The sequence below is a fragment of the Streptomyces justiciae genome, from assembly GCF_015163075.1.
GTDB classification, from domain to species: domain Bacteria; phylum Actinomycetota; class Actinomycetes; order Streptomycetales; family Streptomycetaceae; genus Streptomyces; species Streptomyces justiciae.
In genome coordinates this window covers 146,712-159,712 of record NZ_JADDXU010000009.1, presented here as the reverse complement: position 1 = coordinate 159,712, position 13,001 = coordinate 146,712, and the positions used below count along the sequence as shown (strand labels likewise).

Here is a 13,001-nt window from a genome sequence, read left to right as displayed (position 1 = left end):
GTCAGCCCAGCAACGCCGCCACCACCACCAGCACCGGCACCGACAACACCGTCGACACCAGGATCGAGTCCCGCGCCAGCCGCTCTCCGACCCCGTACTGGGACGCGTACGTGTACAGGTTCTGCGCGGCGGGGAGGGCCGACGTGACCACCACGTCGAGGAGTTGATGCCCGCGCAGGCCGAAGACTCCCGCCGCCAGCGCCCAGGCGAGGGCCGGCTGGCCGAACGACTTCAGGGCGACCGACAGCAGGACCGGGACGCGATCGGGGCCCTTGCCCGGCATCGTGGAGCCGCACAGGGAGATGCCGAAGGCGAGCAGGACCGCCGGGACGGACATGCCGCCGATGAGGGTCAGCGGGTCCATCACCGGACTCGGGACATGCACACCGGTCGCCGCCGCCAGCACGCCCGCGAGCGACCCCACGGCGATCGGGTTGCGCAGCGGCGTCAGCAGCCGTCGCCACAGCGGGCCCTTGTCACCGTCACCGGACAGGTCCAGGACCGTCACCGCGACCGGCGAGACGAGGACCAGCTGGAACAGCAGCACCGGAGCCACCAGCGAGGCATCCCCGAGGACGTACACCGCGATCGGGATGCCCAGGTTCCCGGAGTTGACGTAGCTGGAGCAGAGCGCGCCGATCGTCGTACGACCCACACCCCAGCCCCGTACGACGCCCACCGCGACGAAGACGCCCGCCGCCGCTGCCGTGCTGAGCGCGGTCACCAGCAGGCGGCTGGAGAAGACCACCGACAGGTCGGCCTTCGCCAGGGTGGTGAACAGCAGGGCGGGGGAGGCGACATGGAAGGCCAGCTTGGTCAGCACCTCACGGCCCTGGTCGCCCAAGTAGCCGCGCAGGCCGATGACATAGCCGACGCCGATCACGACCGCGATCACGGCGAAGCCCGTCAGCACTCCCTGCACGGAGCCTCCTCAAAGGTGAGAAGGGCGTGCGAGATCAGGGGCGGTGCCGATATGTGGGGCATGCACCTAACCCTCCGGGGCAGAAGGGCCGCAGGTCAATGTGATCCCGGTCGGCGGACACGGCCACGACGGCCCGGCGGCGCCGACCGGGAGGCCGACCTGGGGGACGCCCTCGCGATGAGTTCCGCCCTTCCGCCCGGTCTACCGCTCGTGGACGCTGCCATGACACCCGCCGTACTCGTGCTCGCCCGCCCCGCCACCCGGGACGAGGTGGCGGGGCTGTGCGACGACGTGCGGGCGCTGCTGGAGGCCACCGGGGCGGGGGTCGTGATCTGTGACGTCGGCGGTCTGGGGCCGCCGGGGCTCGGCGTCGTGGACCTGCTCGCGCGGCTCCAGCTCACCGCCCGGCGGGCCGGGGGACGGATCAGACTGCGCGATCCCGACCCGGCCCTACACGCCCTTCTCGACCTGGTCGGACTCCGCTTCGAGAGCGTCGAGATGGAGGGGGAGGCCGAACAGCGGGAACCACCGCTGGGTGTCGAGGAAGAAGTGGAACCCGGTGAGCCGGCCGTCTGAGATCTCCAGCACCTGCACCGCCCAGGGGGTCCAGCCGCCCTCCTCGGGGTCCGGCTTGTACTGCGCGAAGCCCGGCAGACCGTTGACCTGCACCGGCACCAGCCGCGAGCCCTCGCAGGCCGAGCCGAGCGTCGTCATGAAGCCGGTGATGTCGTCGTGGCCCGTCAGCCACAGGTCGAACGGCGGCATCGTCATGATGGCGTCCTCGTGCAGCAACGCCGTCAGGGCCGTCATGTCGTAGCCCTCGAAGGCCGCCACATAGCGGTCCAGGAGCTTCTGCTGCTCCGCGTCCAGAGGGTCGGAGACGGCGGCTTCCGCGCCCTGCTTGCCGTCGCTCTCGGCGAGGGTCGCGCGGGCCCGCTGGAGGGCGCTGTTCACCGACGCGACGGTGGTGCCGAGCAGCTCGGCGACCTCGCTGGCCTTCCATGCCAGGACCTCGCGCAGGATCAGCACCGCCCGCTGCTTCGGCGGGAGTTGCTGCAGGGCGGCCATGAAGGCGAGCCGGACGGATTCCTTGGCCACGGCCGCCTCCGCGGGGTCCTCGACGGTGGGCAGGATGCGGGCGTCCGGCATCGGCTCCAGCCAGGTATGGTCCGGGCGGGGGGAGAGGGCGGCCTGGGCGAGGGGGGTGGACTCGGTGAGGTCCATGGGTCGGGCGCGTTTGTTGCCCGCGGACAGCATGTCCAGGCAGACGTTCGTCGCGATGCGGTACAGCCATGAGCGCAGACTCGACCGGCCCTCGAACTTCTCGTAGCTCCGCCAGGCCCGGACCATCGTGTCCTGCACCGCGTCCTCGGCCTCGAAGGAGGAACCGAGCATGCGATAGCAGTACCCGGTCAGCTCGACCCGGTGTTTCTCCAGCCTGACGTCGAGGTCCGCCGTAGTCGTGTCCGTCATCGTCGTCCACCCACCCCTGTGGCCGTTCTGTGTCGCGCCTTTGCGCCCAGCACGTTCGAAGCTATCGCAGGCCACTGACAATGGCGTGCGGAGTGAGCAAACGTGCAGGTCAGGACTTTCTTTCGCCCCCGCCGCCCCTACCCGTCCCATCCCTGGGGGCTGCGCCCCCAGACCCCCGCTTCGGCCCTGAACGGGCCTCGTCCTCAAACGCCGGACGGGCTGGTAGATCAGCCCTCCGGCGTTTGAGGAGCGGGGGTCCAGGGGGCAGCGCCCCCTGGGAGCGGGGTCGAAGGGGCGGCAGCCCCTGGAGGATGGGACGGGTAGGGGCGGCGGGGGCGAGAAAAGCCATCCCCCTGGCCGACCGACCTCGACCAGGGGGAAGACAGGGGGAGCGGGACGTGCGGCTCAGGCAGTCAGGAGCCGCTGCTGAACCCGAGCCGCACGCGTTCCGAGGAGGGTGATCGTCACGACACCCAGTACCGCCAGCAGTCCGACCCCCACCGTTCCGGCCCAGCCGCCCGCGTGGAAGGCGAGCGCGCCGACCGTGCTGCCCGCGCTGGAGCCGATGTAGTACGCCGACTGGTACAGCGCGGACGCCTGGGCGCGGCCCTCCGTCGCCGTCTTGCTCACCGCCGACGACGCCACCGCGTGCCCCGCGAAGAAGCCGCCCGTGATCAGCACCAGCCCCAGCAGGACCAGCACGAGGGAGTCGGCGAGGGACAGGACCAGGCCCGCCGTGGTGGTCGCGCCGGCCGCGTACAGCGCACCTCGACGCCCCAGACGCCCCACCAGCCGACCGGCCGTCGACGCCGACACCGTGCCCACCAGGTAGATCAGGAAGATCGACCCGATGACACCCTGCGGAAGCCCGAACGGCGCCTCCGTCAGCCGGTAGCCGATCACCGTGTACACGCCGCCGAAGACGGTCATGAACAGCGCGCCGATCGCGTAGAGCCGCCGCAGCAGCGGGTTGGCCAGGTGGTCCCGGACCGTCCCCACCAGCACCCGAGGCCGCAGCGACCCCGCGACGAAGTGCTTCGGCGCCGGCAGCAGCAGCCGGAACGCCACCGCGCACCCGACCGCGATCACGCCGATCACCCCGAGGGCGACCCGCCAGCCCCACTCCTGAGCCACCCAGCCGGTGATGACCCGGCCACTCATCCCGCCGACACTGTTGCCCGCGACGAACAGTCCGATGGCCGTGATCAGCGCCTTGGGCCGGACCTCCTCCGCCAGATACGCGGTGGCCGAGGCCGGCAGCCCCGCCAGCGCCGCACCCTGCACCGCCCGCAGCGCGACCAGCGCCGGCAGCGAGGGCGCGAGGGGGACGAGGAGTCCGACGGTCACCGCCACGGCCAGCGAGGCCGTCATGACCGTACGCCGTCCGAACCGCTCGGACAGCGCGCTCATGGGAAGCACGAACAGCGCCAGTCCACCCGTCGCCGCCGCGACCGTCCAGCTCGCGTCGCTCGCCGCCACCCCGAACTCGTCGGAGATCAGCGGCAGAAGGGCCTGCGTGGAATAGAGGAGAGCGAAGGTCGCGACACCGGCGAGGAAGAGGGCGAAGCTCATCCGGCGGTAACCGGGGTCGCCCGGGGACATACGGGAGTCGACGACAGGAACGACGGGGTCGGCGCCCACGCGGGTGGTGGACGCCTCGGTACTGGCAGGCATGACTCGAAGCTACGACCACCTGCGTTGATGCGTCCAATGCATGAACTCGCCATAATCGTTCCCATGGTGCATCAACCCAGCTCACAGCCCCGCCTGTCACCGTCCAGTGACACAGAAGACACGTCGGAGATGTCGATGCTGCTGGCCCCGCGGCTCGCCTACTTCGCCGGCGTCGCCCGCACCGAGCACGTCACCCGGGCTGCCCTGGAGATGAACGTCCCCCAGTCCACGCTCTCCCGCGCGATGGTCCGCCTCGAACAGGACCTGGGCGTCGACCTGTTCGCCCGCATCGGCCGCACGGTCTCCCTCACCCCGTCAGGGCGTGCCTTCCTCACCCACATCGAACGCGCCCTCGCCGAGATCGACCGCGCCGCCGAGGAGGTACGCGCCGACGCCGACCCGGCCACCGGCAAGGTTGCCTTCGGTTTCCTCCACACCATGGGCTCCGAGACCGTCCCCGGCCTGATCCGTGCCTTCCGCGCCGACCATCCCCGCGTCCGCTTCAGCCTCGTCCAGAACTACGGCGAGGCGATGATCGAACGCCTGCGTGCGGGCGAACTCGACCTCTGCCTCACCTCCCCGGTCCCCGACGCCCCCGACCTCGTAGCCCGCCGCCTCGACGAGCAGAAGCTGCGCCTCGTAGTCCCGGCCGACCACCCTCTCGCCTCCCGCAAGCGCATCCGCCTCGCCGAGGCCGCCGACGAGACCTTCGTGACCCTGGAACCGGGCTACGGCCTGCGCAGAATCACTGACGACCTGTGCAAGGAGGCAGGCTTCCGCCCGAGGGTGGCCTTCGAGGGCGAGGAAGCGGAAACGCTGAGGGGGTTGGTGGCGGCGGGCTTGGGGGTGGCGCTATTGCCTCCTCCGGCCGTGGCGCGCCCGGGGGTTGCCGAACTGACGGTCACAGCCCCGAGGGCGGCACGGGAAATCGGCGTCGCGTGGCTCGACGGCCACCCGGACACTCCGCCAGTGGCAGCCTTCAAGAAGTTCCTCCTCTCAAGAAGGGGGAATCTGCTGCCCGCCTAGGGGCGCGGGGAACTGCGCGACCAGCCACGACGCACCCGCAGCCGCCGAACTGCCGCCACCCCTATGGCCCTACCGCCGCAAACTCCGCCCGAACCCAGAAGCCAACGGCATCCGCAACCCCAACGGCGGCGGAGCAGCCAACGCATCCTCCACCGGCCGCGACAACGGCCTCCCGAACAACGCCCCCATCACGAAGTCCTCGGCCAGCGCCAGCACTTCCTCCCGGTACTGCCGCAACCCGTGCCCGTCGGCGTGCACTTCGAACCGGCACACATCCCGGTTCGCCTTCTTCGCCCGCGCCGCGAGGCGGAACGACAACTCCGGGTCGGTACGTTCGTCATGCGTGCCGTGCACGACCAGCACCCGCCGCCCCGCGAGCTGCTTCACCGGTTCGGGTGGCGCCGCCACGTCCTCCTCCGGCAGCCAAGGGGCCAGCGCCACCACGGAGTTGACGGCCTCGTGCCCGCCCGCGTGGAGCGCCGCCCGCCCGCCCATGCCGACTCCGGCGAGGCACACGGAGACGTCGCCGTACCGTCGTACGACCTCGTCCGCGGCCCATGCCGCGTCGCGCGCGAGGTGGGCCTCCGAGCCGTTCCAGCCGCGATAGCGGTAGTGGACGACGTGCGTGGCCAGCCCGTCCGCGCGGCCCGCGCGGGCCAGTCGGCGGCCGAGGCCGCGGACGGCGGCGTTGGCCATCATGGGCGACGGTCTGCGTTCGGAGACCTCCTCGCCGGAGGGGAGCAGCAGCACCACGCCGCTCACCGCCGTCGGTTCCGGCCCCGGTGCCCGCCCCAGCCGGGCCGTGCGAACCGGCGTCGATTGCTGTGCCATGACAGAACAGTGTCAGAAGCAACGGTGTACGCCACCTGTCGGGGCGGTCACCGTTACGTATCGGCGGTGTTGTACAGCGCGCGATCTACGCGCGTAGGAGTTAGAGTGCGGAAATGACGAGCCAGACTGACCGGATGGGGAAGACCCCGAGCTCGGACCAGATCCGCCGGGCGCCCAAGGTTCTGCTGCACGATCACCTCGACGGCGGGCTGCGTCCCGGCACGATCGTCGAGCTCGCCCGGGAGACCGGGTACACCCAACTCCCCGAGCACGACGCCGACAAGCTCGGCATCTGGTTCCGCGAGGCCGCCGACTCCGGTTCGCTGGAACGGTACTTGGAGACCTTCTCGCACACCGTCGGCGTGATGCAGACCCGGGACGCGCTGGTGCGGGTCGCCGCCGAGTGCGCCGAGGACCTCGCCGCGGACGGGGTCGTCTACGCCGAGGTGCGGTACGCGCCGGAGCAGCACCTGGAGAAGGGGCTGACCCTCGAAGAGGTCGTCGAGGCCGTCAACGAGGGTTTCCGGGAAGGCGAGCGGCGGGCCCGCGAGGACGGGTACCGCATCCGCGTGGGCGCCCTCCTCACCGCCATGCGGCATGCCGCCCGTGCCCTGGAGATCGCCGAACTCGCCAACCGTTACCGCGACTTGGGCGTCGTCGGCTTCGACATCGCGGGTGCGGAGGCCGGGTTCCCGCCCACCCGGCATCTCGACGCCTTCGAGTACCTCAAGCGGGAGAACAACCACTTCACCATCCATGCCGGGGAGGCCTTCGGGCTGCCGTCGATCTGGCAGGCGTTGCAGTGGTGCGGCGCCGACCGGCTCGGGCACGGGGTGCGGATCATCGACGACATCGAGGTGCAGGACGACGGGAGCGTCAAGCTCGGCCGGCTCGCCTCCTACGTCCGCGACAAGCGCGTCCCGCTGGAGCTGTGCCCCAGCTCCAACCTCCAGACCGGCGCCGCCGCCTCCTATGCGGAGCACCCGATCGGGCTGCTGCGGCGGCTGCATTTCCGGGCCACGGTGAACACCGACAACCGGCTGATGTCCGGCACGAGCATGAGCCGGGAATTCGAGCATCTGGTCGGAGCATTCGGCTACACGCTCGACGACATGCAGTGGTTCTCCGTCAATGCGATGAAATCAGCGTTCATTCCTTTCGATGAACGACTGGCGATGATCAATGACGTCATCAAGCCCGGATATGCCGAGCTGAAGTCCGAATGGCTGTTCCAGCAGACCGCCTCCACCAGCGGTTCTGTCGGGGAAGAGGGCTGATCGGGGGCCGAAACGCGATTCGGAATGCGGACGGGTATTCACAATCCGTCCGCATTTCGATGTTTGCGGCGGGTGGCCTGGCATGTTTACGGTCGTGGACCGCTCACACCCACCGTCATCTCATTTCGAGGACGCAATTTCATGAAGCAGTCTGCTGCCAAGACCCTCGGTGTCGCCGCCCTCGGTGCCGCCTTCGCCGCCGCCGGCGCGGGCGCCGCGAACGCCGCCCCGGCCGTTCCGGACGCCTCCCAGGCGCTGGACACCGTCACCAAGACGCTCCCGGCGGAGAACGTCTCCCAGGCGCTGCCCGGTGCCGGTGAGGCCCTGTCGCAGGCGCAGCCGGCGGTCGCCGCGGGCCTGTCCGCCGTGCAGCCTGCCGCCCAGAAGGTGCTCGCCGACGGCCCGACCGCCCCGGTCGCCGGCCTCCTCGGTGGTCTGCCGGTGGGTCAGACCGGTCTGCCCACGCACGGCCTGCCGGTGAACGGGCTCCCGCTGGGCTGAGCGGCGCCCTCGAACGCCCCGATGGGGCGCACCCCTTGATCCGGGTGCGCCCCATCGGCGTTTCTGCGAGCGGGAGTTACCAGGCGGCCTGCGTCTTGCCGGCCTTGCCCTCGGACGGGAACAGGATCCACAGGGCGATGTAGAGCAGGAACTGCGGGCCGGGCAGGAGGCACGAGAGCAGGAAGATCACCCGCATCGTGGTCGCGGAGGTGCCGAAGCGCCGAGCCAGCGCGGCGCACACTCCGCCGATCATCCGGCCGTGGGTGGGGCGGGCAAGGCGGTTCATCATCTGCTCCTTCGTGAGCGTCGCGGAGGCTTCTCCACCGGCTTGTCCGGTCGCCTCATCTGCCATCAACGCTACGGAGACGAAGGGGGCAAAGCGTCGCTCTACGGTGCGATCCCGACCCTGGGAAACGTCGGGGTCCGACCCTGAGCCGCTTCCTCCTGGGGGACGGCGGTCCGGGCGCGGCGCAGCCGGGAGCGGGCCGCGGGGACGACGGCGGCATGGGCGAGGACCACGCCGGCCGTGTTCAGGAGCAGGGAGTCCACGTCCGGGACCCGGCCGGGCACGCCGGTCTGGAGCAGCAGGATGCCCAGGGAGACCAGGGCGCCCGCGGCGGCCGTACGGACCAGGGAGCCCAGCGTCGAGGTCCACAGCCTGCCGTGGACCGTGGGCAGCAGCACACCGAGCGGAGCCAGCAGGGCGAGGCCCTCGGCGATCCGCCGGGCCGCCTCGGGCCAACCCAGGGCCAGGTCGGCCCGGATGCCGGCGAACGGCGTCAGATTGGGCGGCATCACCCAGGGGACGTCCAGGGGACGCAGCGTGAACCAGGCGACGAACGCGAGGTGTGCGACGAGGAGGACACCTCCTGCCGCACGGACACGGATCGCGGCGTTGCCGCCGATGAAGCCTTGACGCTGCACGCCCCCCTAGACGCCACCCCCGGCTCGATCGGTTCCGGAATCCCCCCACGCGCCTGCGTGAGGCGTGCGCCACAGGGGTACGGCAGCCGCCGGTCGCCCGTCCCTCAGCCGCCCGTGACCTCCGAAGACGGCGGCTTCTCGGTGTTCGGGGCGGCCCGGACGTCGTCCGTGCACTCGTAGCTGCGCAGGGGGGCCTTGTCCGGGCCGCCGAGGATGACCGAGCCGTCGCCCTCGGCCGCCGCCGAGTCGGAGAACGTGCAGACGATCTGGGCGAGAGCCGAATCTGTGAGCGCGTCCGGCGGGAAGCTCAGCCTCAGGGTGTCGTCGGGGTCGTCGGGGCGCGGCCCGCTCACCGTCATGCCGTCGCGGACCGTGGTGGTGTACCCGGCCTCCTGCTCACCGGACGACGGGGCCGCCGCGAGCTGGTTGAGCAGTTCCTGCGCGACCTGGACCCGGCGCCGCGAGTCCGTCGTACCGTCCTCGACGCTCACCGTCCGGTCGACGGCCACCAGCGACGAACCGCACAGCAGGAACACCTGCACCGGCAGCCCGCGCGAGGACTGCGTCGAGATGTCCGGCGAGGAGGCGGAGCAGGCCACCCGGGACGGCGCGGGACCGAAGTCGGTCGGCACCTCGGTGGCCCGGATGCCGCACCCGGTGAGCACCGCGGCCAGCAGGGGCAGCGCCACCGGCAGCGCAAGGAGGCGTCGTACGCGCACGAGGTCGCGTACGGCCCCGAGGTCTCGTACCGTCATGAGCTCTTCTTCTCCTCGCCCTCCTGCGCCAGCTCCGACGCGTCCCTGGGCAGCCGGAGCGTGAACACCGCGCCGCCCTCGGGGGAGTTGGCGGCGGTGATCTCGCCGCCGTGGATGTGGGCGTTCTCCAGGGCGATGGAGAGGCCGAGTCCGCTGCCCTCGGAGCGGGGGCGGGAGGCGCTCGCCTTGTAGAAGCGGTCGAAGACGTGCGGCAGGACGTCCTCGGGGATGCCGGGCCCGTGGTCGCGCACCTCGATGACGACCGAGTCGTCCGCGGTGCGCACCGCGACCCGCACCGGCGAGCCGCCGTGCTTGAGGGCGTTGCCGATCAGGTTCGCCAGGATCACGTCCAGGCGGCGCGGGTCGAGACGGGCGTGGATGCCGCGCTCGGCGTCCAGGTCCACCGCGTCCAGCCAGGCCCGCGCGTCGATGCAGGCGGTGATCTGGTCGGCGACGTCGACGTCGTCGAGGACCAGGCGGGCGGTGCCCGCGTCGAAGCGGGTGACCTCCATGAGGTTCTCGACGAGGTCGTTGAGGCGGCGCGTCTCGCTGACGACGAGCCGTACGGCGGGCTCGATCATCGGGTCCATCGAACCCGACTCCGCCTCCAGCTCCTCCTCCAGGATCTCCGTCACCGCGGTGATCGCGGTGAGCGGCGTGCGCAGTTCATGGCTCATGTCCGCCACGAACCGCCGGGACGCCTCGTCCCGCGCGGCCATGTCGTCGACACGCTTCTCCAGCGCCTCGGCCGCGTCGTTGAACGTCCGTGACAGATCGGCGAGTTCGTCGGTCCCGGACACCCGGAGCCGAGTGTCCAGCTTGCCCTCGCCCAGCCGGCGGGCGGCGACCCCGAGCCGGTGCACCGGCTTCAGCACGGTCGTCGCGGCGGCCTGCGCCAGCAGCGCCGAGCCGATCAGGGCGAGACCGGTCGCGATCCCGAGCGACCAGGCAAGGGAGTTGAGGTCCTTCGCCTCCGGCTCCAGGGACTTCAGCATGTACCCGGTGGTGCCGCCGTTGATGACCTTCGTACCGGCCACCAGATACGGGGTGCCGTCCTCCACCACGCGCTGCCAGTACAGGTGGTACGCGTACTTGTTGTTGGAGTCGACCTTCTGTTCCTCGCCCACCGCCGTGCGCAGCGACTTGGGCACGTCCTCGAGCGAGAAGCCGTTCAGGGCACCGGAGTTGGCGGAGATGTCCGTGCCGCCGGAGTCCTGCGCGACGAGCAGCACGCTGAAGCGCTGGCTGCTGGTCGCCATCTCCCGGGCGGTGCGCTGGAGTTCGTACTGCTCGGGGTGGGCCCGCAGCAGGCCCGCGCGGTTCTGCATCTCCTGCTGGAAGTCCCGCAGCACCGCGTCCTGGGTGCGGGTGAGCACCGCCTCGCGGTTGAGCCAGTACGCGATACCGGACGCCGACACGGCGGCGGTGAGCGCGACGAGACCGAAGACGACGACGAGCCGCAGCCGCAGACTGGTGAAACGCAGCCGCGACAGATGTCCCTTGCGAGCCGCGGCCCAGCCGCGGACCCCCCCTTGCGCTTGGGTCACTGAGGCGTGTCCAGCCGGTAGCCGACACCACGGACCGTACGGATCAGCGTCGGGGAGGACGGCACGTCCTCGACCTTGGCGCGCAGCCGCTGCACACAGGCGTCGACGAGCCGCGAGTCACCGAGGTAGTCGTGCTCCCAGACCAGGCGCAGGAGTTGCTGCCGGGACAGCGCCTGCCCGGGCCGCCGGCTCAGCTCCAGCAGGAGCCGCAGCTCGGTCGGCGTGAGCTGGAGATCCTCGCCGTTCTTGGTGACGGTCATGGCGGCCCGGTCGATGACCAGACTGCCGAAGGTCGCCGCGTCGTTCGCCTCGCGCTCGCCGCGCCGCAGCACGGCACGGATACGGGCGTCGAGCACCCGCCCCTGCACGGGTTTGACGACGTAGTCGTCGGCACCGGACTCGAGGCCCACGACGACGTCGATGTCGTCGCTGCGCGCGGTCAGCAGAATGATCGGCAACTGGTCCGTGCGCCGGATGCGCCGGCACACCTCGAACCCGTCGATGCCGGGCAGCATGACATCCAGCACGATCAGGTCCGGCCGCTGCTCACGCAGCAGCTTCAGGCCGTCCTCGCCGGTGGCAGCGGTGGCAACCCGGTGACCCTGGCGCGTCAGAGACAGCTCCAGGGCCGTACGGATGGCGTCGTCGTCCTCGATCAGCAACAGGGAAGGCACGGGGCTCATTCTGGCCCATGGTGGGGTGGGGTTTCGACACCTGTACGGGTACGTGCACATACCGCTGCTCTCGGTGATCGGCCTGTGCGATTCCTGGGACAAGCCCCTGTGACAGGTCTGTGACAGTCGGCGGACACGGCCATGAAGGTGCGAGGGCAAGCTTTTCGGCACAGGCAAGGAAGCGGCAACGAACTCCACCGCCTGAGCAAGCCGAACACCGGAAGTCCACGACGGGGGGCGCGAGATGAACACGCTGCACAGCAACAGCACCAGCGCAGTGATCACGCGCCTGCACGACGTGAACGGGGGCCGGGGTTCCGAGAAGTCCGGTGCCGTGAGCGGGCGGGGGTGCGCTCGCGGCACCGGGCGTCAGCACACCGCGTACATGACGGTGGTTGACGGTTTCACGGGGGAAACGCACGGGGGAGCAGCGTACGGGGAGGGCTCGGGGGAGCGCCGCTCGCTGTCGGAGGCGGAGTTCACCGCCTACGTCCAGGAGCGCCGCGCCTCCCTGTACGCAACCGCCTACCACCTCACCGGGGACCGCTTCGAGGCCGAGGACCTGCTGCAGAGCGCGCTGTTCTCGACGTACAAGGCCTGGGACCGGATCAGTGACAAGGCCGCGGTCGGGGGCTACCTCCGCCGCACCATGACGAACCTGCACATCAGCGCGTGGCGCCGCCGCAAGCTGAACGAGTACCCGACCGAGGAACTGCCGGAGACGCCCGGCGACACGGACGCGATGCGCGGCACCGAACTGCGCGCGGTCCTGTGGCAGGCGCTGGCCCGGCTGCCCGAACTCCAGCGGACGATGCTGGTCCTTCGTTACTACGAGGGCCGCACCGACCCGGAGATCGCGGAGATCCTCGACATCAGTGTCGGCACGGTCAAGTCGAGCATCTGGCGGTCGCTCCGCCGGCTGCGCGAGGACGAGGTCCTCAGCCACGGCCGTGACGAGGAGAACGCCTTCGGGGAGCTTGTCGCCTGAGGGTTGGGGGGAGCGCGGCACCGCTACGGGGGAGCGGTAACGGTGGTGCCGTGCACGGGGGAGCAGTACCGGGGGGTTTCACGGGGGAAACACCACGGGGGAAAGCGGGGGGAGCTCCACCAACGGGGGAAGTATCGGTGGAGCACCGAGAAGCGGGGCTGGAGGGCCGGGGGGTCCGTCCAGCCCCGTTTTGGTGTGTCCGGTCGCCGTCAGCGGTGGACGGCCATCGGAGCCGCGTCGGCCGGGGTGTCCCCCACGGCGACACTCTCGGCCGGGTCCACGCCCTCGATGGCGTACGCGCCCGTCCGGCGCTCGGCGGAGCCGTTGTCCACGCCGTCCCCGGTGTCGTCGCAGGCCTCGACCGTGGCCGTGCCCAGCCGCTCGCCGACCGTGATGGTCCTACGACGAC

14 protein-coding genes and 1 pseudogene are annotated in these 13,001 nt (G+C 70.8%); 5 read left to right on the top strand and 10 right to left on the bottom strand.

The genetic code is table 11. The features are described 5' to 3' along the window. Position 1: 1 nt before the first annotated feature. A complete protein-coding gene (locus IQ210_RS25140) occupies positions 2–922 on the bottom strand; it encodes an AEC family transporter (protein WP_194081373.1) in 921 nt (306 codons plus the stop codon). Positions 923–973: 51 nt separating this feature from the next. Between IQ210_RS25140 and IQ210_RS48265 the strand changes: the two are divergent. Further along, a pseudogene (locus IQ210_RS48265) lies at positions 974–1,342 on the top strand (hypothetical protein); the annotation flags it as partial. Positions 1,343–1,372: 30 nt separating this feature from the next. Here IQ210_RS48265 and IQ210_RS25130 read toward each other — a convergent pair. Next, positions 1,373–2,395, bottom strand: a complete 1,023-nt coding sequence (locus tag IQ210_RS25130) for a sigma-70 family RNA polymerase sigma factor (protein WP_194081372.1) — start codon at positions 2,393–2,395, stop codon at positions 1,373–1,375. A gap of 405 nt (positions 2,396–2,800) precedes the next feature. Next, positions 2,801–4,069, bottom strand: a complete 1,269-nt coding sequence (locus IQ210_RS25125; protein ID WP_194081371.1) for an MFS transporter — start codon at positions 4,067–4,069, stop codon at positions 2,801–2,803. Positions 4,070–4,132: 63 nt separating this feature from the next. Here IQ210_RS25125 and IQ210_RS25120 point away from each other — a divergent pair, with 63 nt between their 5' ends. Continuing rightward, the gene (locus IQ210_RS25120) at positions 4,133–5,095 is read left to right on the top strand and encodes a LysR family transcriptional regulator (RefSeq protein WP_194081370.1); all 963 of its coding nucleotides are present in this window, start codon (positions 4,133–4,135) and stop codon (positions 5,093–5,095) included. Positions 5,096–5,164: 69 nt separating this feature from the next. Here IQ210_RS25120 and IQ210_RS25115 read toward each other — a convergent pair whose 3' ends face one another. Continuing rightward, a complete protein-coding gene (locus IQ210_RS25115) occupies positions 5,165–5,926 on the bottom strand; it encodes a prolyl oligopeptidase family serine peptidase (protein WP_194081369.1) in 762 nt (253 codons plus the stop codon). A gap of 113 nt (positions 5,927–6,039) precedes the next feature. On the opposite strand from IQ210_RS25115, the gene IQ210_RS25110 reads away from it, so the two are divergent. Both IQ210_RS25110 and IQ210_RS25105 read left to right on the top strand, forming a co-directional pair. Continuing rightward, complete coding sequence (locus IQ210_RS25110) at positions 6,040–7,203, top strand: adenosine deaminase (RefSeq protein WP_194081368.1); 1,164 nt, start codon at positions 6,040–6,042, stop codon at positions 7,201–7,203. A gap of 141 nt (positions 7,204–7,344) precedes the next feature. Next, on the top strand, positions 7,345–7,704 hold the full coding sequence (locus tag IQ210_RS25105) for an ATP-binding protein (RefSeq protein ID WP_194081367.1): 360 nt from the start codon (positions 7,345–7,347) through the stop codon (positions 7,702–7,704). A gap of 76 nt (positions 7,705–7,780) precedes the next feature. Here the strand turns inward: IQ210_RS25105 and IQ210_RS25100 are convergent, their stop codons facing one another. The 5 genes from IQ210_RS25100 to afsQ1 form a co-directional block, all read right to left on the bottom strand. After that, positions 7,781–7,990 carry a PspC domain-containing protein gene (locus tag IQ210_RS25100; protein ID WP_194081366.1) on the bottom strand — a complete coding sequence of 70 codons (210 nt, stop codon included), beginning with the start codon at positions 7,988–7,990 and terminating at the stop codon, positions 7,781–7,783. 101 nt (positions 7,991–8,091) lie between these two features. Next, a complete protein-coding gene (locus IQ210_RS25095; protein WP_194081365.1) occupies positions 8,092–8,628 on the bottom strand; it encodes a VanZ family protein in 537 nt (178 codons plus the stop codon). 104 nt (positions 8,629–8,732) lie between these two features. Continuing rightward, a complete protein-coding gene (locus tag IQ210_RS25090) occupies positions 8,733–9,383 on the bottom strand; it encodes a hypothetical protein (RefSeq protein WP_228048306.1) in 651 nt (216 codons plus the stop codon). After that, the gene (locus IQ210_RS25085; protein WP_194081364.1) at positions 9,380–10,930 is read right to left on the bottom strand and encodes a sensor histidine kinase; all 1,551 of its coding nucleotides are present in this window, start codon (positions 10,928–10,930) and stop codon (positions 9,380–9,382) included. The genes IQ210_RS25090 and IQ210_RS25085 overlap by 4 nt, the downstream gene beginning before the upstream one ends. Further along, on the bottom strand, positions 10,927–11,604 hold the full coding sequence (afsQ1, locus tag IQ210_RS25080; protein ID WP_013001223.1) for a two-component system response regulator AfsQ1: 678 nt from the start codon (positions 11,602–11,604) through the stop codon (positions 10,927–10,929). The genes IQ210_RS25085 and afsQ1 overlap by 4 nt, the downstream gene beginning before the upstream one ends. A 244-nt stretch (positions 11,605–11,848) precedes the next feature. On the opposite strand from afsQ1, the gene IQ210_RS25075 reads away from it, so the two are divergent. Continuing rightward, positions 11,849–12,592 (top strand): SigE family RNA polymerase sigma factor, encoded by a 744-nt coding sequence (locus tag IQ210_RS25075; protein ID WP_194081363.1) that lies wholly within the window; start codon positions 11,849–11,851, stop codon positions 12,590–12,592. 209 nt (positions 12,593–12,801) lie between these two features. Here the strand turns inward: IQ210_RS25075 and IQ210_RS47300 are convergent, their stop codons facing one another. Next, a complete protein-coding gene (locus IQ210_RS47300) occupies positions 12,802–12,987 on the bottom strand; it encodes a DUF6281 family protein (RefSeq protein WP_322656762.1) in 186 nt (61 codons plus the stop codon). Positions 12,988–13,001 lie beyond the last annotated feature (14 nt).

What these genes read in the sequence shown, in the direction of transcription:
- IQ210_RS25105 (WP_194081367.1), top strand. Translation starts at nt 7,345, where the DNA reads ATGAAGCAGTCTGCTGCCAAGACCCTCGGTGTCGCCGCCCTCGGTGCC.
- IQ210_RS25110 (WP_194081368.1), top strand. Translation starts at nt 6,040, where the DNA reads ATGACGAGCCAGACTGACCGGATGGGGAAGACCCCGAGCTCGGACCAG.
- IQ210_RS25130 (WP_194081372.1), bottom strand. Translation starts at nt 2,395, where the DNA reads ATGACGGACACGACTACGGCGGACCTCGACGTCAGGCTGGAGAAACAC.
- IQ210_RS25090 (WP_228048306.1), bottom strand. Translation starts at nt 9,383, where the DNA reads ATGACGGTACGAGACCTCGGGGCCGTACGCGACCTCGTGCGCGTACGA.
- IQ210_RS25075 (WP_194081363.1), top strand. Translation starts at nt 11,849, where the DNA reads ATGAACACGCTGCACAGCAACAGCACCAGCGCAGTGATCACGCGCCTG.
- IQ210_RS25100 (WP_194081366.1), bottom strand. Translation starts at nt 7,990, where the DNA reads ATGAACCGCCTTGCCCGCCCCACCCACGGCCGGATGATCGGCGGAGTG.
- IQ210_RS25115 (WP_194081369.1), bottom strand. Translation starts at nt 5,926, where the DNA reads ATGGCACAGCAATCGACGCCGGTTCGCACGGCCCGGCTGGGGCGGGCA.
- IQ210_RS25120 (WP_194081370.1), top strand. Translation starts at nt 4,133, where the DNA reads ATGGTGCATCAACCCAGCTCACAGCCCCGCCTGTCACCGTCCAGTGAC.
- IQ210_RS25125 (WP_194081371.1), bottom strand. Translation starts at nt 4,069, where the DNA reads ATGCCTGCCAGTACCGAGGCGTCCACCACCCGCGTGGGCGCCGACCCC.